Consider the following 21,715-nt stretch of genomic DNA (forward strand, 5'->3'; position numbering starts at 1 on the left):
TTGGGCGGAACCCCGGGAACCCGTCACCCAGCACAGAGCAAAACCGTCATGGCCGCAGCCGCTTCGAGCGGTGAGCCCCCATGCCCGGAAGCCGAGCCCGCCACCAGAAATGGTCGCGGGCTTTTCTTATGGTCGGCGCCCGCAGCGACGACGGATTGCAGGTCAGGCGGAGTCGATGCCCGTCAGTTCCTGCGCGATCGATGCGAGGCTCTGCGGCCGCACCACACGGCCAAGCTCCTGCCCGTCGCGCATGAACACGAGCGTCGGCCACAGCTTGACGCGGAACGAGCGGCCGAGCGGCCGGCCGGGGCCGTCTTCGACCTTGAGGTGTCTCACATTCGGGTGCGCGGCGAGCGCCTCGTCCACCAGTGGCTGCGCGGCGCGGCAGAAGCCGCACCAGTTGGTGCCGAAGTCGAGCACCACGGCGCCCTTCAGGGCATCGACCTCGGCGCGCTGCGGCTGGGCTTCGGTGTAGGGCTGGGTCATGTCGAGCGGGTCTCCTTCGATCGTGGTCACCTCGGGTGGCGAGACTATGCCGCGCGCCACGCCACCGTGCTCTGGGCCATGGAAATCGCCATGCCGGCCGGCACGCGGTCGTAAACAGGTGTGACGCCGCGGCCTCCTGCGGCTTTCTTCATACCCGCACACCGGGGCGAATCCCTACATTCGCGCGGTGCAGTTCAAGCCCGACCTCGTCAACGCCCTGGCCACGCTGGCCTTCTCGCTCCTCCTCGCCGCCACCGCCGCCTGCCCGTCGATCGGGCACGCGAAGGCCGGGACCTCCGGCGCATCGGCGGCCGACATGCTCACCGCCGACACCCGCCACGTGCACCAGTGGGTGCTCGACAGTGGCGACCACCGCCAGCGCCCCTTCGCGGTGGTCGACAAACGCGCCGCGCGGATCTTCGTCTTCGACGCCGAGGGCCAGCTGCTCGGCACGACCCCCGTGCTGCTGGGCCAGGGCCTGGGTGACCACTCGGTGCCCGGGGTGGCCGACATCGCCGACCTCAACCGCATCCCGGTCGCCGACCGCACCACGCCGGCCGGCCGCTTCGCCTCGCAACCGGGGCGCAACCTGAGGGGCGAGGCCATCGTGTGGTTCGACTACGCGGCGGCGCTGGCCATCCACCGGCTGCGCCCGGGCTCTTCGGAAGCCGGCCGACTGGCGCGCCTGGACACCGCCAGCCCCGACGACAACCGGGCCTCGCTCGGCTGCGTGGTGGTGCCGCCTGCGTTCTTCGACGAGGTGGTCGCCCCGTCGCTCGGGCGCCAGCGCGGCGTGGTCTACGTGCTGCCCGAGCAACAGCCGGTGCAGGCCATCTTCGGCGTCAACCCCACGGTGGCCGGCGGCCGCTGAGCGTTTCGTGCGTGGCCGCGCCGCGGCGATGTCACGTTCTGCCGGGCTGCGTCGTCTTGAGGGCATGAACCCCAGCCTTTCTGCCACCGCCGCCCCTTCTTCCCACTGGCACGATCGCCTGATCCGCCCGTGGCTCGCACGGCTGCTCCGCCGCTTCGAGAGCCGCTATGGCTACGATGCCGGCTTCCAGCACGCGCTGCTGGCGCTCGACACCGGCGCCTTCGTGCGCTTCCAGCGTGCCGTGCGCATGCTCGACAGCGCCGAGGCCCGGCTGCCGCCCGCCCTGCGCTACGCCGCCCGCTTCGCGGCGGCACGGCACGACGACTGCGGTGCCTGCGCCCGGCTCATGCTCACCATGGCCGAAGAGGCCGGTGTGCCGCGCACGGTGCTGCACGCCCTCGTCGACGAACAGCCCGACGCGATGGGTGCCGAGGCGGCGCTCGGCTGGCACTTCGCCCGCGCGGTGCTCTCGCGCAGCGACACCACGCCCTGGCGCGAGCGCGTGCTGGCCGCACACGGGCCCCAGGCCCTGGCCGCGTTGGCGCTCGCGATCGTCTCGGAGCGCACCTACCCGACGCTCCGCTACGCTGTGGACCCGCATCCCGCCTGCGAACCGCTTCGCTTCCCATGACCCCCGCCAGCACCCCGGACGACCGCGCCCGCGTCTTCGAAGACGTACACGCCCGCAACCTGCGCGCTCTCGCCTACCGCATGCTCGGCTCGCGCGCCGACGCGCAAGACGTGGTGCAAGACGCCTGGCTGCGCTGGAGCGAGGTCGACCCCGCCGCCGTGCAGCACGCTGGCGCCTACCTCTCCACGCTCGTCACCCGGCTGTGCCTCGACCGCCTGGGCTCGGCCGCCGCACGCCGCGAACAGTACGTCGGCATGTGGCTACCCGAACCCCTGGTCGACGAAGCCGAAGCCTGGTCACCCGGCCCCGAGGTGCAGACCGAGTTCGCACAGGACGTGTCGGTCGCCTTCCTGCTCACGTTGGAACGCCTGAGCCCGCTGGAGCGGGCGGCGTTTCTGCTGCACGACGTGTTCGATCTCGGATTCGACGACGTGGGCGCCCGGCTGCAGCGCAGCGCCGAGACCTGCCGGCAGCTCGCCTCGCGCGCCCGCACGCACCTGCGGGCCGGCTATGCGCGCTGCGAGGTGCAGCAGGAAGAGCGTGAGCGGCTGTTTGGCGCCTTTGCGATGGCGCTGATGCGCGGTGACGTGGAAGCGCTTGCCGGCGTGCTCGCCGACGACGCGGTGATGGTCAACGACGGCGGCGGCAAGGTCAGCGCCGTGCCGCGGCCGCTGGTCGGTGCCGCCCGGGTCGCGCAGGCGCTGGTCGGTTTTGCGAAGGGCTACGACCCGGCGCAGGTGCGTGCGCGGCCGGCGCAGATCAACGGCATGGTCGGCTTCGTGATGTTCGACGCCGAGGGTCGCCCGATCCAGACCGTGGCGCTCGCCACCACCGGCACCGCGGGGCCGGCGCGCATCGCCGGGGTCTATGTGGTGCGCAACCCGGACAAGCTGTCGCACCTCGTCTGGCGGGATTGAAGGCTCAGTCGCCGCGACCCGCGAGGCGCAGCTGCTTGCGCCGGAAGTCCCCTTGGCGTTCGAACATCCAGCCCGGGTACTCGGGCGGCAGGCGGCTCACCTCGTCGAGCGCACGCAGCTCGTCGGCGCTGAGCCTCACCTTCACCGCGGCGAGGTTGTCGGCCAGCTGGTCGGGGCGCTTGGCCCCGACGATCACGCTCGTGACCTGCGGCTGGTGCAGCAGCCACGCGAGCGCGACCTGCGCCACCGTCACCTCGTGCTCCTCGGCGATCGGCCGCATGGCCTCGATGCAGGCTTCGGCGCGCGGACGCAGCACCGGCGGGAAGTCGAAGCCGGCACGCCGGCTGCCCGCCTCGGCCTGGCCGCTGGCGAACTTGCCGCTGAGCAGGCCACCGGCGAGCGGGCTCCACACCATGAGGCCCAGGCCCTCGCTCTTGAGCATCGGCACGATCTCGCGTTCGAGGTCTCGGCCGGCGATCGTGTAGTAGGCCTGCAGCGACTCGAAACGCGCGAGGCCCAGCCGCTCGCTGATGCCCAGTGCCTTGGCGACCTGCCACGCCGCCCAGTTCGACACGCCGACGTAGCGCACCCGCCCGTCGCGGACCAGCGTGTCGAGCGCACGCACGGTCTCCTCGATCGGCGTCGCCGGGTCGAAACCGTGGATCTGGTAGAGGTCGATGTGCTCCAGCTGCAGGCGCTTCAGGCTCGCCTTCACGCCGTCGAGGATGTGGCTGCGCGAGTTGCCGCGGGCGTTGGGCGACGCACCGGTCTCGCCGAAGACCTTGGTCGCGATGACCACGCTCTCGCGCGGCACCTTGAGGTTCTTCAGCGCCTGGCCAGTGATCTGCTCCGACACCCCGCCGGCGTAGACGTCGGCGGTGTCGATGAAGTTGACGCCATTGTCGAGCGCCTGGCCGACGAGGCGCTCGGCCTCCGCCTGTTGCAGCGTGCCGATCTTGGCCCACAGGTCGGCGCTGCCGCCGAAGGTCATGGTGCCGAGGCACAGTTCGGAGACGAAAAGGCCGGTGCGGCCGAGCGGCAGGTGGCGCATGGTGGGGCTCCAGGTGACGACCAACCCGGAAGCATAGGCAGCACCTGCAGCCCTGCCGCCAACGCGGCTTCTGCGTCAGCCGATCGTGGCCGGCTTCGACACCGGGTGCGACAGCACCAGCGACGTGCTCACGCTGCCGTGCGCAGCGAGCGCGTCCACCACACGCTCCAGATCCTGCGGGCCGGCGAAAGCACAGCGAACGATGAAGCAGTCTTCGCCCGTCACACGCACCGCGTCGAGCACCTCGGGCATGGACTGGAACAGCGCCACGTAGCGCTGGATGTGTGCATGCGTCGTGCGCACCCGCACCACCGCCTGCAGCGCGAGGCCGACCGCAGCGAGGTTGACGCGCGCACCGTAGCCCGCGATCACGCCGGCGTCTTCGAGCTTCTTTACCCGCTCGCTGATCGCCGGTTGCGACAGGCCGATGCGCCGGCCGAGCGCGGCGAGCGGCTGGCGCGCGTCGTCCTGCAGCGCCTGCAATATGAGGTGGTCTTTCTTGTCGAGCTTGAGCGGCGCGGCGGTCATGGCGATGAAGTGAAGGTTTGGCGGGCGAAGTTCCGATGCCTGGCCCTGGCGGGCGCATCGGGGGCTGCCTATCGTAGGCGGCATCGTCCACTCACGCTTCATGCCATGCGCCCCGTCCTGATCGTTCCCGGCATCCAGAACTCCGGCCCGACCCACTGGCAATCGTTGTGGGAGTCGCGGCACCCCGGCGTGACCCGGGTGCAGCAGCGCGACTGGGACCATCCAGTGTGCGACGAGTGGGTGCAGGCGCTCGACGCCGCCGTGCGCGACGCTGGCGAAGCGCCGATCCTCGTGGCGCACAGCCTTGGCTGCCTAGTGGTGGCGCACTGGGCGGCACGCACGGCGCGGCCGGTGCATGCCGCGCTGCTCGTGGCCGTGCCCGATCCCCACGGCCCGCAGTTCCCGCCCGAGGCGCGCGGCTTCGCACCCTTGCCGCAGGACCTGGGCCGCATCCGGCTCCAGATGGTCAGCAGCCGCGACGACCCGTATGCGTCACCGGCCTACACACGTGAAACGGCCCGCCAGTGGCGGGCCGAGTGTGTCGACGCGGGGCCTCGCGGCCACCTCAACGCCCAGAGCGGCCTGGGCGACTGGCCCGAGGCCTGGGCCTGGGTGGCCCGCTGGCGGGCCGAACCCTGAGACTTACTCCTCGCGGCCGCCGAAGATGCCGAACAACGCCAGCAGCGACTGGAACACGTTGTACAGGCTCAGGTACACGCCCAGCGTGGCGGTGATGTAGTTCGTCTCGTGGCCGTCCTGCACACGCTTGAGGTCGTGCAGGATGAAGGCCGAGAAGATGCCGATGGCCAGCACCGCCAGCGTGATCATGAGCGCCGGCGACTTCAGGAAGATGTTCGCAATGCCGGCGACCAGCAGCATGATCGCGCCGATGAAGAGCCACTTGCCCATCGAGGACAGGTCGCGCTTGATCACCGACGAGAGCATCGCCATGCCGAGGAAGATCGCCCCGGTGCCGGCGAAGGCCATCATGATCAGGCCGGCGCCATTGGCCAGACCCAGCACCATGCCGACCATGCGCGAGAGCATCAGGCCCATGAAGAAGGTGAAGGCGAGCAGCAGGGGCACGCCGGCAGCCGAGTTCTTGGTCTTCTCGATCGCGAACATGAAGCCGAAGGCTCCGCCGAGGAACACCACCAGGCTCACCATCGGCGACATGGCCGCGGCGATGCCGGTGGCCACGCCGATCCAGGCGCCGAGCACGGTGGGCACCATCGACAGCGCGAGCAGCCAGTAGGTGTTGCGCAGGACCTTGTTGCGCTCCTGCGGGGAGGTGACGGCTTGGCCGTAGACCTGTTGCATGTCGTAGTTCATGACGACTCCTTTGCTAATAAAACACCAGCGGAAGACTCATCACGCAGCCAGCGCCCGCCGCTTGTTCCGGGCGCGGATGTTCAAAGCTTCTACAGCCAGCGAGAAGGCCATTGCAGCATAGATGTAGCCCTTCGGCACGTGCACGTCGAAGGCTTCAGCGGTGAGCGCCATGCCCACCATCACCAGGAAGGCCAGCGCCAGTACCTTGACCGACGGGTGGCGATCGACGAAGTCGCCGATCGGCTTGGCGGCAAACAGCATCACGGCCACCGAGGCCACCACCGCGGCGATCATCACCGGCAGCTGGTCGACCATGCCGACCGCGGTGATCACCGAGTCGAGCGAGAACACGATGTCGATGATGGCGATCTGGCCGATGATGGCCCAAAAGACCTTGCCACCGACAGACTTGGCCGTGGCAGCGTCAGCCGCAGGCGGCCCACCCTGCTCGCGAGCCTCGACTTCCACGAAGATCTCATGCGAAGCCTTGTAGAGCAGGAAGATGCCGCCCAGCAGCAGCACGATGTCGCGCCCGCTGATGCCCTGGCCGGCGACGTGGAAGAGGTCATCCTTGAGGCCCATCACCCAGCTCAGCGAGAAGAGCAGCGCCAGGCGGCTCAGCATCGCGAAGCCCAGACCCAGACGGCGCGCGATGTCGCGCTGGTGCGCGGGCAGGCGGCCCACCAGGATGGAGATGAAGATGATGTTGTCCACCCCGAGCACGATCTCGAGGGCGGTGAGCATCGCAAAAGCGATCCAGATGTTGGGGTCGAGAAGGAATTCCATCGCTTGGAATCTAGGGGCAATCGATACTTCGCGTAAAGTCGCGATTTCGGAAGCATGACTTCGAGAAAGCAGAAGCATGAACTTCAAGCACCTTTACTACTTCTGGGCCACCGCCAAGGCCGGCGGCGTGATGCGAGCCGGCGAGCAGCTGCACACCACGCCGCAGACGCTGTCGACCCAGATCAAGCTGCTCGAAGAGCGCCTGGGCTGTGCGCTTTTCCGCAAGAAGGGGCGCCACCTGGAGCTGACCGAAGAAGGCCGCACGGCGCTCGGCTATGCCGACCAGATCTTCGCGCTGAGCGCCGAGTCTCGAGGCGGCCATCGGGCGGGCCGGCACCGCGGGGGCGGTTCTCCCGTTTCGCGTGGGCATCGCCGACCAGGTGCCCAAGGCCATCGCCTACCGGCTGATCGAGCCGGCGCTGCGGGTGCCCAGCACACGCCTCATCGGCCATGAAGGCAAGCTGCAGGACCTGCTCGGCCAGCTGTCGGTGCACCGGCTCGACCTCGTGATCGCCGACGAACCGATGGGCAAGTCGGTGAGCGTGAAGGCCTACAACCACCCGCTTGGCACCACTGCCATGAGCTTCTTTGCGGCGCCGGCGCTGCAGCGGTCGCTCAAAGCGCCATTCCCCCGGTGCCTCGACGGGGCGCCCTTCCTGTCGCAGGGTTCGGCCTCGGCCATGCGCCAGCGCCTCGACATCTGGCTCGCCGAGCAGAGCCTGCACCCGCGTGTGGTGGGCGAATTCGACGATGCCGCACTGATGAAGGCCTTCGGCCGAGAAGGCCAGGGAGTCTTCATGTCGCCCACCGTGCTGGAAGACGAGACCTGCGAACAGTACGACGTGAAGGTGCTCGGCCGCACCGAGGCCCTGGTCGAGGAGTTCTACGCGATCTCGGTGGAGCGGCGCATCACGCACCCCTGCGTGGTGGCGATCACCGAGGCGGCACGCGGGCGCTTTCTGGCCTGAGCCGCTCTCCGCCGGCCGAGCGCCGGGCCGCCCCAAGCCGGCCGGCATCCCCACGGGGGATGGGCCGATGGACCCATCGGACGAGGCCGTGATCTCAGACTTGCGTCAGCTCCTGGCGCACGGCGTACAGCGCCAGCTCCACGTCGTTGCGCACGCCGGTCTTTTCGAGAATGCGCGCCCGGTAGGTGCTGACGGTGTTGGACGACAGCGCCAGCTGCTCGGCAATCTCGCCCACGCTGCGGCCCTGGCTCAAGAGGCGGAACACCTGGTACTCGCGGTGCGACAGGCGCTCGTGCAGCGGCTTGTCCTCGGTGTGCCCGGCACCGATGGCGCTGGCCAGGTGCTCGGCCACCGCCGGCGTGATGAACATGCCGCCTGCCGCCACCTTGCGGATGGCCGAGATCATCTGCTCGGAATCCGCGCTCTTGTTGAGGTAGCCCACGGCGCCGAGTTTCATGCTGCGCACCGCGTACTGCTTGTCGGGGTAGGTGCTGAGCATCAGCACCGGCAGCTTCGGGAATTCGCTCTTCATCTGGCGCAGCACGTCGAGCCCGTCGCGGTGCGGCATGGCGATGTCCATCAGCACCACGTCGATGCCGCCCTGGCGCACGCGGGCGAGCGCATCGGGGCCGTTGGCCGCCTCGAAGGCGACGGCGATGTCGGGCGCATCGGTGAGCACCTGGCGGATGCCCTGGCGCACGATGAGATGGTCGTCGCAGATCAAGACGTGGATCGTGGTCATGGAGCCTCCGTCGGCAGGGGCATGGTCAGGCGGGCGATGGTGCCGAAGCCCGGCACGCCATCGAGGGTGAGCTGCCCGCCGAAATGCCCGGCGCGCTCGCGCATGCCCATCACGCCGTAGCTGCGCGGGTCGTCGAGCGCTTCGCGTGATGCACCCACGCCGTCGTCGCGCACCTCAAGGTGCAGCACCGGCGCGGGTGGGCCGTCGACGTAGAGCCGGATGTGAACCGTGCTGGCACGCGCATGCCGCGCCACGTTGCTGAGCATCTCCTGGAAGATGCGAAAGACGGCGATCGCCCAGCGCTCGCCCTCGCGGCCGGCCGGGGGCTCCACGCCGGCGTGCACCAGCACCTGCAGCGTGTGCTGCAGCTCGGTGGTTTCGATGAACTCCTGCGCCTGCCATTCGAGCGCGGCCCACAGGCCCTGGTGGTCGAGGATGCTCGGGCGCAGGTCGGTGATGATGCGCCCGAGGTTGTCGACGGCGCGGTCGATCAGCGCGCCCATGCCCGCGCATTTGGCGACCAGCGGCGCGCGGTCGTCGATGCGCTTTTCGAGCCAGTTGACGTCCATCTTGAGCGCGACCAGCAGCGAGCCCAGCTCGTCGTGGATCTCGCGGGCGATGCGGGTGCGCTCTTCCTCGCGCACCGTCTCCAGGTACGCAGACAGCTCGCGCAACTGGCCGAGCGCCTGCGTCAGCTCGTGGGTGCGTTCTTCCACGCGGCGCTCCAGCTGCTCGTGCGCCTGGCGCAGCGCACCCTCGGCGCGCTTGCGCTCGGTGATGTCGACGATGGTGACGACCGCGCCCTGCACCACCCCGCCATCGATGATGGGGTGCGACGAATACTCGGCGCTGAAGGCGCTGCCATCGGCACGCCACAGCACCTCGCTGTCGATGCGGCAGGGCAGCCCGCGCCGGAAGGCATTGAAGATCGGGCAATCGCACTCGGGGTAGTGGCGGCCGTCGGCATGCGTGTGGTGGATCAGCTCGTGCATGTTGCGCCCATGCACTTGCTCGGTGCGGTAGCCCAGCATCTCGGCGGCCGCGCGGTTGACGAAGGTGCAGCGGCCGTCCATGTCGATGCCGAAGATGCCGTCGCCGGTGGATTCCAGCAGCAGCTGCAGGCGCTCGCTCCACGCCCCGCTGGGCGCAGGCACCAGCGCGGCCGCGGGCAGGCGCACAGGGGTGTTCAGCTCAGACAACATCGTGCACTCGGGGCGGACAGGTTCACCATCCCAGTGCAAAGCCTGTGCCAAGGCCGGCTCAGTTTTGTGCAGTGCGCCAACGCGGCCACAGCACGTTGAGGCCCAGGCCGCACAGCACCAGTGCCGCCGCGATCAGCTTCCAGCCCGGCAGCGGCTCGGCCAGCCACCAGCTGGCCGCGGCCATGCCAAAGACCGGCACCAGCAGCGCCATCGGCGTGATGCTCGCCGCCGGATGCCGCGCCAGCAGCCAGCCCCATGCCGCGTAGCCGAAGAGGGTGTTGCCAACGGCCTGCCAGAGCACCGCAGCCCAGGTGGCGGCATCGGCCTGCACGAGCCCCTGCGCGATGGCCGGCCAGCCTTCGAAGAGCAGCGACATCACGACCAGCGGCGGCACCGCCGCAGCGCTCGACCACACCACATAGGCCAGCATGTTCACCGGCCCCGCCTGCTTGCTGACCATGTTGGCGCAGGCCCAGCAGAAGGCGGCAAACAGCACCATCAGAAGACCGAGCACGGTGGTGTCGCCGCCCGTGTGGCTGCCGATCACCACGATGCCCGCCGCCCCGAGCGCGAGCGCCAGCCATTGGTACGGTTGCACCTTCTCGCGGGCGATCCGCATCGCCAGCATGATGGTGAAGAACACCTGCGTCTGGATCACGAGCGAGGCGAGCCCGGGCGAGATGTCGTGCCTCATCGCGATGTAGAGCACACCGAACTGTCCCACCCCGAGCAGGATGCCGTAGGCCGCGAGGTTGCGCCACGGCACCGGCGGCCGAGGCAGCAGCAGCATCGCGGGAAAGAAGGCGATCGCGAAACGCAGCGCCGCAAACAGCAGCGGCGGCAGGTGCGCCAGCGCGGCCTTGATGACGACGAAGTTGGTGCCCCAGACCGCCACCACCGCAAGCGCCAGCAGCAGGTGCCGCCACGGTGGGTGCGCGGCCGTCAAGCCAGCACCACCCGGTTCTGCCCCGACGCCTTGGCGTTGATGAGCGCATGCTCGGCACGCTGCACGGTGTCGGCCACCGACTCGCCGGCGCGATGCTCGGCCACGCCGGCCGAGAAGCTCAGGTGCAAGGGCCCTGAGCCTGGCGCTTCGATGGCCACGGCCTTCATGCGCTCGCGCAGCCGCTCCAGGCTCGTGCGGCCGAGTGAGGCGCGGGTGTTGGAGAGCATCAGCAGGAATTCCTTGCCGTCCCAGCGCGAGAGCAGGTCGGAGATGCGGATCACGTTGAGCGCCTCGTTGGCGAAGCGGCGCAGCAGCTCGTCGGCGAAGGCGTGACCGTGCTTGTCGTTGATCTCGCGGAAGCCGTCGATGTCGATCACGGCGAGGCAGAACGACTGGCCCGAGCGCACGCCACGCTGGCGCTCCTGCTCCATCAGCTCGACCATGTGGCGGCGGTTGATGAGGCCGGTGAGTTCGTCGCGCGTGGCCAGCTCCTGGATGCGCGCGAGCGCGATGGCAATGTCTTTCTTCTGGCGGCGCAAGCGGTCGCGCAGCCGGCTGAGCTGGCCGGCCAGCAGCGCCACGGCCGGCACCATGATGGCGATCATGATGAAGTGGCCCCATTCCACCGCCGGCTCGTAGACCGCCGGGTTGCGCCAGGCCATGGTGGCCATCGTCACACCAAACACTGCCACCGCAAAGAAGCTGGTGCGCAGCACCGTGCCGGGTGCCAGCGAGTACATGCTGAACATGAACACGACCATCAGGATCGGGAAGGCGCCGCCGCGCCCCTTGCCCGCGATGGCATACGCGACCGCCGCGCAGAGGATGGCGAACACCATCTGCGGCACCGTGAGCGACGGCTCGGCGTAGCGAAGGTTCTGGCCGCTGCGGATGGTGATGAAGAACACCACGAAGCCGCCGACGAGCACCAGCGTCCACCACGCGGTCGGCTCCATCGGCGCGAGCCCGGCCCACACCAGGTAGTGCATGTTGAGCACGCTGCCCAGCACCAGCAGCATCGCGGTGCCGCACTGCACCAACCGCAGCCGCTGCTTGGGTTCGGTGCCGAAGAGCCAGTCGGCCAGGCGCGAAGAAGACATCAACGCGAGCGGGTCTTGCCAGTGTGCAGATGGGAAAGAGGCAACGCCGCCCCGGCCTTCACTTCGCCCAGCGAGAAGCTGGTGTGGATGTCTTTGACGTTCGGCAGGTTGAGCAAGGTGTCGATCGAAAAGCGGGAGAACGCATCGAGGTCGGTGGCCATGACTTGCAGCTCGAAAGTGCCGGTGCCTGAAATGTAGTGGCAGGCGATCACCTCGGGCAATTTGCGGATGGCGTCTTCGAGCGCCCGTGTGGCGAGGCCGTTGTTGCGCTCGGCGTCGACGCGCACGAAGGCCAGCACGCCGAGGCCGATCTTGCGGCGGTCGATCTCGGCCCGGTAGCCGGTGATGTAGCCCTGCTCTTCGAGCCATTTGACGCGCCGCCAGGTGGGTGCGGCCGACAGGCCGATGCGCGCTGCCAACTCGGCATTCGACAGTCGGGCGTCGTGCTGCAGCTCGCGAAGGATCAGCACGTCGTAGCGGTCGAGCGCATCGCCATGCGGCTCGGTGGGCTCGTCGGCGGGCTTGATGGTTTTCCCTGTAAATGGTTTTTTGAGCGGCATATCGCGTTCAACTTGAAGTTTGACGAAAGATTATTGCCGTAACCCCCTTCTTCCGAGCAAACAAAGAAAGGACTTCCACAGCCCGCTTCCCTACACTCGACGCACCGCCCCACCCCGCCGGCCGCAGCCACAAGCCGCGGCGCCGCACCGTCCAACAGGAGCCTTCCCGCATGAACGCACCGCTGCCCGAATCGATCCGCCGTGCCCTGGAGAGCGTCTCGCTCGACGACAAATATGCGCTGCCCACCGGCCGCGCCTTCATGAGCGGCGTGCAGGCGCTGGTGCGCCTGCCCATGCTGCAGCGCACACGCGACGCGATGGCCGGGCTCAACACGGCCGGCTTCATCAGCGGCTACCGCGGCTCGCCACTCGGCGGCTACGACCAGGCGCTGTGGGCGGCCAAGAAGCACCTGCAGGCGCAGAACATCGTCTTCCAGCCCGGCGTCAACGAGGAGCTGGGCGCCACCGCGGTGTGGGGCACGCAGCAGCTCGACCTCTATCCCGAGAAGAAGAAGTTCGACGGGGTGTTCGGCCTCTGGTACGGCAAGGGCCCCGGGGTCGACCGCTGCTCCGACGTCTTCAAGCACGCCAACATGGCCGGCACCGCCAAGCACGGCGGCGTGATCGCCCTCGCCGGCGACGACCACATCGCCAAGAGCAGCACCGCCGCGCATCAGAGCGACCACATCTTCAAGGCCTGCGGACTGCCGGTGTTCTTCCCCTCCAGCGTGCAGGACATCCTCGACATGGGCCTGCACGCCTTCGCGATGAGCCGCTTCTCCGGCGTGTGGGCCGGCATGAAGACGATCCAGGAGATCGTCGAGTCGTCCGCCAGCATCAGCGTCGACCCCGACCGCGTGCAGATCGTCCTGCCCGAAGACTTCGTGATGCCGCCCGGCGGCCTGCACATCCGCTGGCCCGACCCGCCGCTGGAGCAGGAGGCGCGGCTGATGGACCACAAGTGGTACGCGGCGCTCGCCTACGTGCGGGCCAACAAACTCAACCACAACGTCATCAGCGGCCCGAACGACCGCTTCGGCCTGATCGCCTCCGGCAAGGCCTACAACGACACGCGGCAAGCCCTGCACGACCTGGGTCTCTCCGACGACGACTGCCGCCGCCTCGGCATCCGCCTGCACAAGGTCAACGTGGTGTGGCCGCTGGAGGCCACCATCACCCGCGACTTCGCGCTCGGCCTGCAGGAGATCCTGGTGGTGGAAGAAAAGCGCCAGGTCATCGAGTACCAGCTCAAGGAAGAGCTCTACAACTGGCGCCCCGACGTGCGCCCCAACGTGCTCGGCAAGTTCGACGAAGCCGAAGGCGACCAGACCGGTGGCGAGTGGTCGCAGCCCAACCCGGGCGGCAACTGGCTCCTGCGCGCGCAGGCCGACCTCACGCCGGCCATCATCGCCAAGGCCATCGGCAAGCGCCTGAAGAAGCTCGGCGTCGATGCCGACACCGCCGCCCGCATCGACGCCCGCCTCGCGCTGATCGAGGCCAAAGAGAAATCGCTGCAGACGCTCAACGCCGACAGCGGCGACCGCCTGCCCTTCTTCTGCAGCGGCTGCCCGCACAACACCTCGACGCGGGTGCCCGAAGGCTCGCGCGCAGTGGCCGGCATCGGCTGCCACTACATGGTGGTGTGGATGGACCGCAGCACCTCCACCTTCACGCAGATGGGCGGCGAAGGCGTGCCCTGGGTGGGCCAGGCGCCGTTCACGACCGAAGAGCACATCTTCGCGAACCTGGGCGACGGCACCTACTTCCACAGCGGCATCCTCGCCATCCGCCAGAGCATCGCGGCGGGCGTCAACATCACCTACAAGATCCTCTACAACGACGCGGTCGCGATGACCGGCGGGCAGCGCGTGGGCGAGCGGCCCGAGGGGCACTCGGTGCTGCAGATCATGCAGAGCCTGAAGGCCGAAGGCGTGAGTGCGCTGTGCATCGTCACCGACGACCCGGGCAAGTACGAGGGCGTGGCGCTGTCGCCCGGGGTGCAGGTCTTCCACCGCGACGAAACTCGACCGCATCCAGCGCGAATACCGCGAGCTCAAGGGCACCACCGCCATCATCTACGACCAGACCTGCGCCACCGAGAAGCGTCGTCGCCGCAAGCGCGGCACGATGAAAGACGCCGACACCCGCGTCGTCATCAACGAGCTGGTCTGCGAAGGCTGCGGCGACTGTTCGGTGCAGAGCAACTGCCTGAGCGTGGAGCCGGTCGAGACCGAGTTCGGCCGCAAGCGCCGCATCAACCAGAACACCTGCAACAAGGATTACTCCTGCGTGAAGGGCTTTTGCCCGAGCTTCGTCACGGTGGAAGGCGGCCAGCTCAAGTCGGCCAAAAAGTCGGAAGCCTCGCGCCCCGACCCGTCGAAGATCGCGGTGCCCGAGCCCACCTTGCCCGCCACCCACCATGCCTTCGGCATCGTCGTCGCCGGCGTCGGCGGCACCGGGGTCATCACCATCGGCCAGTTGCTCGGCATGGCCGCACACCTCGACGGCAAAGGCATCGTCACGCAAGACGCTGCCGGCCTCGCGCAAAAAGGCGGCAGCACCTGGAGCCACATCCAGATCGCCGACCGCATGGACGCGATCTACACCACCAAGGTCGGCACCGCCGAGGCCGACCTCGTGCTCGCCTGCGACCCGATCGTCGGCGCCAACAAGGCCACGCTGGCCGTGATCCGCGAAGGCCGCAGCTTCGTCGCGCTCAACACCCACGGCTCGCCCACCGCCGCCTTCGTCCACAACCCCGACTGGCAGTTCCCGTCGGCAAGCTGCGAAGCCGCACTGATGGCCGCCACCGGCCGCGACCACTTCGGCGCTTTCGATGCCGAGCAGCTGGCCGTCGCGCTCTGCGGCGACTCGCTCTACACCAACCCGATGATGCTCGGCTACGCGTGGCAGAAGGGCCGGGTGCCACTCTCGCACGCCGCCCTGATGCGGGCGATGGAACTCAACGGCGTGCAGGTCGAACGCAACCAGCTCGCCTTCGAGTGGGGCCGCCGCGCCGCGCACGACCTGCGCGCAGTGCAGTCGCTTGCGCAACCGTCACAGGTGATCGAGTTCGTGCGCAAGCCTTCGGGCAATCTGGATGAGCTGGTGAGCAAGCGTGTCGAGTTCCTCACCGCCTACCAGAACGCCGCCTACGCCGCGCAGTACCGCGCCTACGTCGACAAGGTACGAACCGCCGAGGCGCCTTTGGGCAGCACAAAGCTGGCGGAAGCCGTGGCCCGCTACCTCTTCAAGCTCATGGCCTACAAGGACGAGTACGAGGTCGCCCGCCTGCACACCGAGACCGGTTTCCTGGAAAAGATCGCCTCGCAGTTCGAGGGCGACTACCGGGTGAACTACCACCTCGCCCCGCCAATGATCGCAAAGACCAACGACAAGGGTGAACTCCAGAAGCAGCGCTTCGGCCCATGGATGAAGACCGCCTTCCGCGTGCTCGCCAAGCTCAAGGGCCTGCGCGGCACCGCGTTCGACCCCTTCGGCCGCACCGAAGAGCGCAAGACCGAGCGCGCCCTAATCGGCGAGTACCGCGCCTGCATCGACGAACTGCTGCGGGGCCTGAACGCCAGCAACCTGGTGCAGGCGATCGCCATCGCGAAGATCCCGGAAGAGATCCGCGGTTACGGCCATGTGAAGGCACGCCACCTCGCCGCCGCCCGCACCCATTGGCAGAGCCTGATGGCGCAGTGGCACACCCAGCGGCAAGAGGCCGCCTGAGCCGTTGTCCGTCAGGCTGGGAGCTTCTGGGCCAGCCCGGACACAGGCCACGCCCCATCGACGACAGCACCAAGACTCTGGAAGGCCGGGCGGCCGAAAAAGTACCCCTGCATGAGGCTGACACCTTCGTGGAAGAAGAAGTCGCGCTCGGCCGCCGTCTCGACGCCTTCGGCAATGACGACGATGTCGAGGTCAAAGCAGATGCGCAGCACACCGCGGACGATCGCCTGCCGCGAACGGCTGGTGTCGACCCCGCGGACCAGCGCCATGTCGAGCTTGATGATGTCGGGCTGAAAATCCGCCAGCAGGTTGAGGCCCGCGTACCCGGCGCCAAAGTCGTCGATCGCCGTCAGGAAGCCGGTGCGCTTGTATTCGGTCAGGATCGCGGCCAGACGCTTGCCGTCTTCGATGGCGTCCCCCTCGGTCGCTTCGAAGATGATGCGTTGGACGGGAAAGTCGTGCTTGCGCGCAGCCTGGAGCGTGGTGCGGATGCACAGCTCGGGCTTGTAGATCGCATTGGGCAGGAAATTGATCGACAAGCGCTCCTGCATGCCCAGTTCGGCCGCCACCTTGATCGCCTTGACGCGGCAGGCCTGGTCGAACCGGTAGCGGTTGTCTTCGTTGACCCGGGACAGCACGGTCGGCGCCGGCTCGCCGTCCGGGCCGCGCACCAGCGCCTCGTGGGCGTAGATCTGGCGCTTGTGGACGTCGACGATCGGCTGGTAGGCATAGCTGAAGCGAAACCCCAGCGCCTCGGGGTTGGCACAGTCATCGCACCTGGCGGCGTCGCTCACCCACGGTTGGAAGTTCGAACTGGTGAAGGGAATGCTGCGCATGCGGGCTCGCCATCAAGAACCCCTTCGGTTTCGGCACGCCGTTTCCAAGCTTGAGGACACTGCACGCCAACACGTCGAATCCTTCACGCGCCCGGGACGGTTCCCCCGCGATCAGAACTGCATGAAGCTCAGCCCGAAGCCGTAGCTCGTCTGCTTGAAGTTGTAGTCGGTGAGCGTCTCGCCGTAGCCGTGGAAGGCCTGCACGAACCAGCGCAGGCCGTTCGGGCGGCTCTTGGCGACGGGGTAGGTCCACTCGAACTGCAGCGCGCCCCAGTCGCTGCGCTTGGCACTGTTGCGCCACAGCAGCGAGGTGGTACTGGCGCCCGGCGTCCAGCCCAACTGCAGCTCGGTGCGGCCACGGTAGTCCACGAGGTCGGGGTTGTTGTCGCGTTCGAGCTTTTCGTTCAGGCGCTGCGAGAGGCGCGCGGTGAGGCTCAGGTCGCCGCGCTCGAAGCCGGTGCCGAAGTAGACCCGGTTCCAGCTGCGCGAGAGCGGATCGGATTGACCATTCGATTGGTGCGCGAGGCCCAGTTGGCCGAGACGCCATTGCCACCCGAACGGCAACTGCCGCACTGCGCGGGGGACGGGGAAGACGTAGATCGCTTCGGGCTCGTAGTCGGTGTTGCGAAAGGGCTTGGAGTCCTTGCCATTCCAGATCTGCCACATCGCCTGCTGAGTGAAGGCCAGCCACAGGTCGCCGGTGCCGCGGCCGAAGACGTCCTGGAAGGCCTTGGTGCGCAAGGAGATCTGGAACTTGGCCTCGATCTCGCGGAAGTTGGGCTGGTTCACCGCCGCCTGCGTGGGCGACTGCGGCGCCCGGTTGATGCGGTTGGTCACGTGCAGCGGCATCACGTAGTTCGGGCGATAGCCGAGCAGGTTGAAGGTGCCGCGCTTGTCGGCCGCGTCGAGCTCCCAGTACTGCGACAAGGGGCTGGCCTCGGGCTTGACCTCTTGGGCCGGCGCCATGGCCGCCCCTTGCGGCGCCATCTGGGTGGTGGCGATCGGCACCTCGGCCGGTGGGGGCGACGGCGGCTTGCGGCCCGCCAGCTGGTCGTAGCACGCCAGGCGGTCGGCTGCCGCGCCGATCGCCGCGCAGTCCTGCAGCGCCGCCGCCGAGGGCACGGGCGGCGCCGAGGGGCTGGCAGCCTGTGCGTGCGCCGCCGCGGCCGCGGCCCACGCGAGACCGGCCGTCACGGCGCGGGAGATGAGAGACAAGGCACGGGCAGGATTCGACACAGTGGGCGCGGGGCTGGAGGTTCGGCGCGATGGTAGCGGCGGGTTTGGTGAGATCATTTCGACCCATGAATACCCAAGTCCAAGAACTGGTTGAGCTGCTGCAGGTCGAGCAGCTCGAGCACAACCTCTTCCGCGGCATCAGCGGCGACATCGGCAGCCCGCGTGTGTTCGGCGGGCAGGTGCTGGGTCAGGCGCTGATGGCCGCCGCGCTCACCGTCGAGCGCGACCGCTCGGTGCATTCGCTGCATGCCTACTTCCTGCGCCCCGGCGACAAGCAGGCCAAGATCGTCTACGACGTCGAGCGCATCCGCGACGGCGGCAGTTTCACCACGCGCCGCGTGGTCGCCATCCAGCATGGCCAGCCGATCTTCAACTTCGCCGCCTCCTTCCACGTGAAGGAAGAAGGCGTGTCGCACCAGGACACGATGCCGCAAGTGCCTCCACCCGATGGGCTCGTGAGCGTGCACGAGCTGCGCCGCCAGCATTTCGACAAGCTGCCCGAGCGCCTGCGCGCGGTGCTGCACGCCGAGACCGCGATCGACATCCGCCACTGCGAGCCCTTCAACCCGCTCAACCCGCCACCGGCCGGCGAGCGAGCGGCGGTCAACAACTCGTGGTTCCGCGCCTCCGACCGCCTGCCCGACGACCCGGTGCTGCACCAGGCCATGCTCGCCTATTCGTCCGACTTCGGCCTGCTGAGTGCAGCGCTGCTGCCGCACGGCCTGAGCTTCATGAACGGCAGCGTGCAAGGCGTGAGCCTCGACCACGCGATGTGGTTCCACGACAGCTTCCGCATGGACGAGTGGCTGCTCTACGCCACCAACTCGCCAGCCGCGAACGGCGCCCGCGGCTTCTGCCGCGGCAGCATCTTCACGCAGGACGGGCGGCTGGTCGCCTCGGTCGCGCAAGAGGGGCTGATGCGGCCGCAGCCACCCAGGCAACCGCTCAAGAAGGCCTGAGCGGCGCCCGGGCTCAGCCGGCTTCGCAGAAGCGCAGTGCCTCCATCACCCCGAGCCGCGGGCTGCTGAGCACCACGAGGCCGGTGTCGGCCAGCCGCTCGGCCGCACCCGCCATCGAGGCCTGTGCGAGCACGACGGTGTCGCCGGCGTGCCCGTGCCGGCGCACGGCAGCGGCGATGGTCGCGAGGTAGGCCTCCTGCTGGCCGGCTTCGAAATGGGCCCAGGCGCCTTCGACCCACAACGGGCGCAGCGCGAGCGGCAGGCCCAGGCGCTCGGCCGAGGAACGAAGCAGCTGCGCCGTCGGGTCGAGGGTGCTCTGCAGGGCCGCGACCATCAACACCGGTGCGCCGCGATGCACCGCCGCGTCGGCCATCGCACGGTCGATGCGGGTGATGGGCACGCTGGTGCGGGTGGCTTCGGCCAGCCCGCCAAGCGTCGAGCAGCTGCACACGACAACGCGCGCATGGGCGGCAGCAGACTGCAGCGCCGCACGCACGCCGGCGATGAGGCCTGGGTCTTCCAGGCCCTCGCGCTGCGCGCGGTCGAGCAGGTCTTCGCGCACGAGGTGCGAAGCCGTGACCTGCGGTGCGACCTCCTTCAACAGCGCATCGAAGGTGTCCACGTGGACCGGCGAGGTGTGGAGGAAGGCAATGTCGGTCATGTCATCTCTTCAGCAGCACGGGCACTGACGACACGATCATCACCACACCCGACACGGTGAGCAAGCCCAGCACCACACGCCGGAACGCCGCCTCGCTCAGGCCCACGTACAAGCGTGTGCCCAACACCGACGGGATCAGGAGCGCCGGAATCACCACGAGGAAAAGCGGCCACATCTCGCGCGTCACCAGGCCGCTGCCCACGTAGGTGGCGAAGGTGACGCTGAGCGCGGCGAGGTTGAAGTTCTGCAGCACGGCGCGGGCGGTGTCCTTGTCCCAGCCGCGCACGGTGCACCAGAACGATGGCACCACGCCGGTGAAGCCGCCCAGGCCGCCCATCACACCGCCGGCCGCGCCGGCCAGCGCATCGCCGATGCGCCCACCCCGCGTGATGCGCGGGATGCGCTGCGCCATCAGCATGGCCGAGCAGCACACCATGAGCGTGACGCCGAGGCCGAACTTGAAGATCACCGCATCGACGTACGGCAGCACCACCACGCCCAGCGGCACGCCGACCAGCGCACCGGCGAGAAACGGCCACAAGAGCGGCCACTGCAGGCCGCGCCGCAGGCGCACGGCGGCGAAGATCTGGCCGCTCAGGCCGCCGGCGATCGACATCACGACTGCGAGCTTCGGGTCGAGCGCCCAGACCCAGATCGACATCGCCACCATGCCGAAGGCGAAGCCCGACAGGCCCTGCACGAAGCCGGCGACGGCCGCGCCGACGACGAGCAGCGCGATCTCAGCGCCCGACATGCGGCACGGTCACTGCGAGCGCCCGTCGAAGTGATGGACCTTCACCGTGTCGAGGTCGATGCCTTCGAGACAGCGCACATTGATCGCCGCCATGGCGTTGCCCTTGGGGTCGGTGCCTTCGCCATACGGGTGGATGCCGCAGCTCGGGCAGAAGCGGTGCTTGATGACGTGCTTGTTGAAGGTGTAGGTGCTGGCCGCGTCTTCGGGCGTCTTGAGCTTCAGGTCGGTGCGCGGCACGAACCACAACAACGAGCCCTTGCGCTGGCAGATCGAGCAGTTGCAGGCGAGCGCCGTGCCGATCTCGCCTTCGACCTCGAAGGCGACCTTGCCGCAGTGGCAGCTGCCGGTGTACTTCATGCGCGTCTCCGTGGGGGTGAAGGCGCGTATGGTGCCGATTCAGCGCTGCTTGCGCCAGTGCGGGGTCTCGAGGTTCAGGTGCTCATGCCACCGTGCCGATCAGGACTTCTTCTTGCGCTGTTGCCAGGCCAGCAGCTCGCCGACGAAGCCGCGTCGGAATGCGATCACGCACACCACGAAAATCACACCGATGATCACCGTGACCCACGAGCCCACCCGGTCGGCCAGGAAGTTCTGCAGGCCGATGATGGTGAAGGCGCCGATCACCGGGCCGGCAAAGGTGCCCAGGCCACCGAGCAGCGTCATCAGGATCACCTCGCCCGAGAGCGACCAGTGCACGTCGGTCAGCGTGGCGAAGCCGAGCACCAGCGTCTTGAGCGCGCCGGCCAGGCCGGCCAGCGCCGCCGAGAGCACGAAGGCGAGCAGCTTGTAGCGGTCGACGTCGTAGCCGAGCGAGATGGCCCGCGGCTCGTTCTCTCGGATGGCCTTGAGCACCTGGCCGAAAGGCGAGTGCACGATGCGCAGGATGCCGAGGAACACCGCAACGAAGATCGCAAGCACGAGGTAGTACATCACCACGTCGTTGCCGAGCGGCAAGAGGCCGAAGAGCTTGCCGCGCGGCACGCCCTGCAGGCCGTCTTCGCCGCCGGTGAAAGGCGCCTGCAGGCAGACGAAGAACACCATCTGCGCCATCGCGAGCGTGATCATCGCGAAGTAGATGCCCTGCCGGCGGATCGCGATCAAGCCGACCGCCAGGCCCAGCAGCGCCGCGACCACGACCCCGGCGAGCAGGCCCAGCTCCGGCGACAGGCCGCCGCTGCGCACCAGCCAGCCGGTGGCGTAGGCCGCCGAGCCGAGGAACGCCGCGTGGCCGAACGACAGCAGGCCGGTGTAGCCGAGCAGAAGGTTGAAGGCGCAGGCAAAGATCGCGAAGCACAGCGCCTTCATCATGAAGACGGGGTACAGGCCGACGAAGGGCGCAATCGCGAGCAGCGCGAAGAGCACGCCCCACGCGATGCGTGCGTTGCGTGTCTGGGAAGTTGCTTGGAGGCCCATG

Annotated in this window: 21 protein-coding genes and 2 pseudogenes; 7 read left to right on the forward strand and 16 right to left on the reverse strand. The window is 68.4% G+C overall.

All coding sequences use genetic code 11. The annotated features are described in order from the left end of the window. Positions 1-162: 162 nt before the first annotated feature. Complete coding sequence (locus LRS03_RS15595; RefSeq protein WP_257829575.1) at positions 163-486, reverse strand: thioredoxin family protein; 324 nt, start codon at positions 484-486, stop codon at positions 163-165. A 187-nt stretch (positions 487-673) separates the two neighbouring features. Between LRS03_RS15595 and LRS03_RS15600 the strand changes: the two genes are divergently transcribed. From LRS03_RS15600 to sigJ, 3 genes are all read left to right on the forward strand, one after another. Continuing rightward, entirely contained in the window at positions 674-1,357 is a 684-nt protein-coding gene (locus tag LRS03_RS15600) for an NHL repeat-containing protein (RefSeq protein WP_257826530.1), read from the forward strand. 64 nt (positions 1,358-1,421) lie between these two features. Beyond that, positions 1,422-1,988, forward strand: coding sequence for a hypothetical protein (locus LRS03_RS15605; protein WP_257826532.1), 567 nt, complete (start codon positions 1,422-1,424; stop codon positions 1,986-1,988). Further along, positions 1,985-2,905, forward strand: coding sequence for an RNA polymerase sigma factor SigJ (gene sigJ, locus LRS03_RS15610; protein ID WP_257826534.1), 921 nt, complete (start codon positions 1,985-1,987; stop codon positions 2,903-2,905). Before LRS03_RS15605 ends, sigJ begins: the two co-directional genes overlap by 4 nt. A 4-nt stretch (positions 2,906-2,909) precedes the next feature. Here the strand turns inward: sigJ and LRS03_RS15615 are convergent, their stop codons facing one another. Continuing rightward, on the reverse strand, positions 2,910-3,956 hold the full coding sequence (locus LRS03_RS15615; RefSeq protein ID WP_257826536.1) for an aldo/keto reductase: 1,047 nt from the start codon (positions 3,954-3,956) through the stop codon (positions 2,910-2,912). 75 nt (positions 3,957-4,031) lie between these two features. Further along, entirely contained in the window at positions 4,032-4,484 is a 453-nt protein-coding gene (locus LRS03_RS15620) for an Lrp/AsnC family transcriptional regulator (protein WP_257826538.1), read from the reverse strand. 105 nt (positions 4,485-4,589) lie between these two features. Here LRS03_RS15620 and LRS03_RS15625 point away from each other — a divergent pair, with 105 nt between their 5' ends. Further along, positions 4,590-5,123 (forward strand): RBBP9/YdeN family alpha/beta hydrolase, encoded by a 534-nt coding sequence (locus tag LRS03_RS15625; protein ID WP_257826540.1) that lies wholly within the window; start codon positions 4,590-4,592, stop codon positions 5,121-5,123. A 3-nt stretch (positions 5,124-5,126) separates the two neighbouring features. Here the strand turns inward: LRS03_RS15625 and LRS03_RS15630 are convergent, their stop codons facing one another. Both LRS03_RS15630 and LRS03_RS15635 read right to left on the reverse strand, forming a co-directional pair. Next, complete coding sequence (locus LRS03_RS15630) at positions 5,127-5,816, reverse strand: Bax inhibitor-1/YccA family protein (protein WP_257826541.1); 690 nt, start codon at positions 5,814-5,816, stop codon at positions 5,127-5,129. Between the two features lie 39 nt (positions 5,817-5,855). Further along, positions 5,856-6,602: a TerC family protein gene (locus LRS03_RS15635; RefSeq protein WP_257826542.1), complete on the reverse strand. Its 747-nt coding sequence runs from the start codon at positions 6,600-6,602 to the stop codon at positions 5,856-5,858. A gap of 76 nt (positions 6,603-6,678) precedes the next feature. Between LRS03_RS15635 and nhaR the strand changes: the two are divergent. Next, positions 6,679-7,570, forward strand: a pseudogene (gene nhaR, locus LRS03_RS15640) (transcriptional activator NhaR). A 94-nt stretch (positions 7,571-7,664) separates the two neighbouring features. On the opposite strand, the gene LRS03_RS15645 reads toward nhaR, so the two are convergent. Genes LRS03_RS15645 through LRS03_RS15665 form a run of 5 tightly spaced genes read right to left on the reverse strand, consistent with a single transcriptional unit; the run spans position 7,665 to position 12,120 of the window. Next, on the reverse strand, positions 7,665-8,312 hold the full coding sequence (locus tag LRS03_RS15645) for a response regulator (RefSeq protein WP_257826545.1): 648 nt from the start codon (positions 8,310-8,312) through the stop codon (positions 7,665-7,667). Beyond that, the gene (locus tag LRS03_RS15650) at positions 8,309-9,514 is read right to left on the reverse strand and encodes a PAS domain-containing sensor histidine kinase (RefSeq protein ID WP_257826547.1); all 1,206 of its coding nucleotides are present in this window, start codon (positions 9,512-9,514) and stop codon (positions 8,309-8,311) included. The genes LRS03_RS15645 and LRS03_RS15650 overlap by 4 nt, the downstream gene beginning before the upstream one ends. 58 nt (positions 9,515-9,572) lie before the next feature. After that, positions 9,573-10,460 carry an EamA family transporter gene (locus LRS03_RS15655; protein ID WP_257826549.1) on the reverse strand — a complete coding sequence of 296 codons (888 nt, stop codon included), beginning with the start codon at positions 10,458-10,460 and terminating at the stop codon, positions 9,573-9,575. Then, the gene (locus LRS03_RS15660) at positions 10,457-11,560 is read right to left on the reverse strand and encodes a GGDEF domain-containing protein (protein ID WP_257826551.1); all 1,104 of its coding nucleotides are present in this window, start codon (positions 11,558-11,560) and stop codon (positions 10,457-10,459) included. The genes LRS03_RS15655 and LRS03_RS15660 overlap by 4 nt, the downstream gene beginning before the upstream one ends. Continuing rightward, positions 11,560-12,120, reverse strand: a complete 561-nt coding sequence (locus LRS03_RS15665; RefSeq protein ID WP_257826552.1) for an Lrp/AsnC family transcriptional regulator — start codon at positions 12,118-12,120, stop codon at positions 11,560-11,562. The genes LRS03_RS15660 and LRS03_RS15665 overlap by 1 nt, the downstream gene beginning before the upstream one ends. Positions 12,121-12,290: 170 nt before the next feature. On the opposite strand from LRS03_RS15665, the pseudogene LRS03_RS15670 reads away from it, so the two are divergent. Next, positions 12,291-15,855: pseudogene (locus tag LRS03_RS15670) on the forward strand (indolepyruvate ferredoxin oxidoreductase family protein). Between the two features lie 11 nt (positions 15,856-15,866). On the opposite strand, the gene LRS03_RS15675 reads toward LRS03_RS15670, so the two are convergent. Further along, positions 15,867-16,691 carry an EAL domain-containing protein gene (locus LRS03_RS15675; protein WP_257826553.1) on the reverse strand — a complete coding sequence of 275 codons (825 nt, stop codon included), beginning with the start codon at positions 16,689-16,691 and terminating at the stop codon, positions 15,867-15,869. A gap of 111 nt (positions 16,692-16,802) precedes the next feature. After that, the gene (locus LRS03_RS15680) at positions 16,803-17,906 is read right to left on the reverse strand and encodes a phospholipase A (protein ID WP_257826554.1); all 1,104 of its coding nucleotides are present in this window, start codon (positions 17,904-17,906) and stop codon (positions 16,803-16,805) included. Positions 17,907-17,992: 86 nt separating this feature from the next. On the opposite strand from LRS03_RS15680, the gene tesB reads away from it, so the two are divergent. Further along, complete coding sequence (gene tesB / locus LRS03_RS15685; protein ID WP_257826555.1) at positions 17,993-18,886, forward strand: acyl-CoA thioesterase II; 894 nt, start codon at positions 17,993-17,995, stop codon at positions 18,884-18,886. Positions 18,887-18,899: 13 nt separating this feature from the next. Here tesB and LRS03_RS15690 read toward each other — a convergent pair whose 3' ends face one another. From LRS03_RS15690 to LRS03_RS15705, 4 genes are all read right to left on the reverse strand, one after another. Then, complete coding sequence (locus LRS03_RS15690) at positions 18,900-19,547, reverse strand: aspartate/glutamate racemase family protein (protein ID WP_257826556.1); 648 nt, start codon at positions 19,545-19,547, stop codon at positions 18,900-18,902. A gap of 1 nt (position 19,548) precedes the next feature. Next, positions 19,549-20,301 (reverse strand): sulfite exporter TauE/SafE family protein, encoded by a 753-nt coding sequence (locus LRS03_RS15695; RefSeq protein ID WP_257826557.1) that lies wholly within the window; start codon positions 20,299-20,301, stop codon positions 19,549-19,551. A 9-nt stretch (positions 20,302-20,310) separates the two neighbouring features. Continuing rightward, positions 20,311-20,658 carry a GFA family protein gene (locus LRS03_RS15700; RefSeq protein ID WP_257826558.1) on the reverse strand — a complete coding sequence of 116 codons (348 nt, stop codon included), beginning with the start codon at positions 20,656-20,658 and terminating at the stop codon, positions 20,311-20,313. Positions 20,659-20,757: 99 nt separating this feature from the next. After that, positions 20,758-21,714 (reverse strand): branched-chain amino acid ABC transporter permease, encoded by a 957-nt coding sequence (locus LRS03_RS15705; protein WP_257826560.1) that lies wholly within the window; start codon positions 21,712-21,714, stop codon positions 20,758-20,760. Position 21,715 lies beyond the last annotated feature (1 nt).

The organism is Rhizobacter sp. J219 (assembly GCF_024700055.1).
In the GTDB taxonomy this organism is placed as follows: Bacteria; Pseudomonadota; Gammaproteobacteria; order Burkholderiales; family Burkholderiaceae_C; genus Rhizobacter.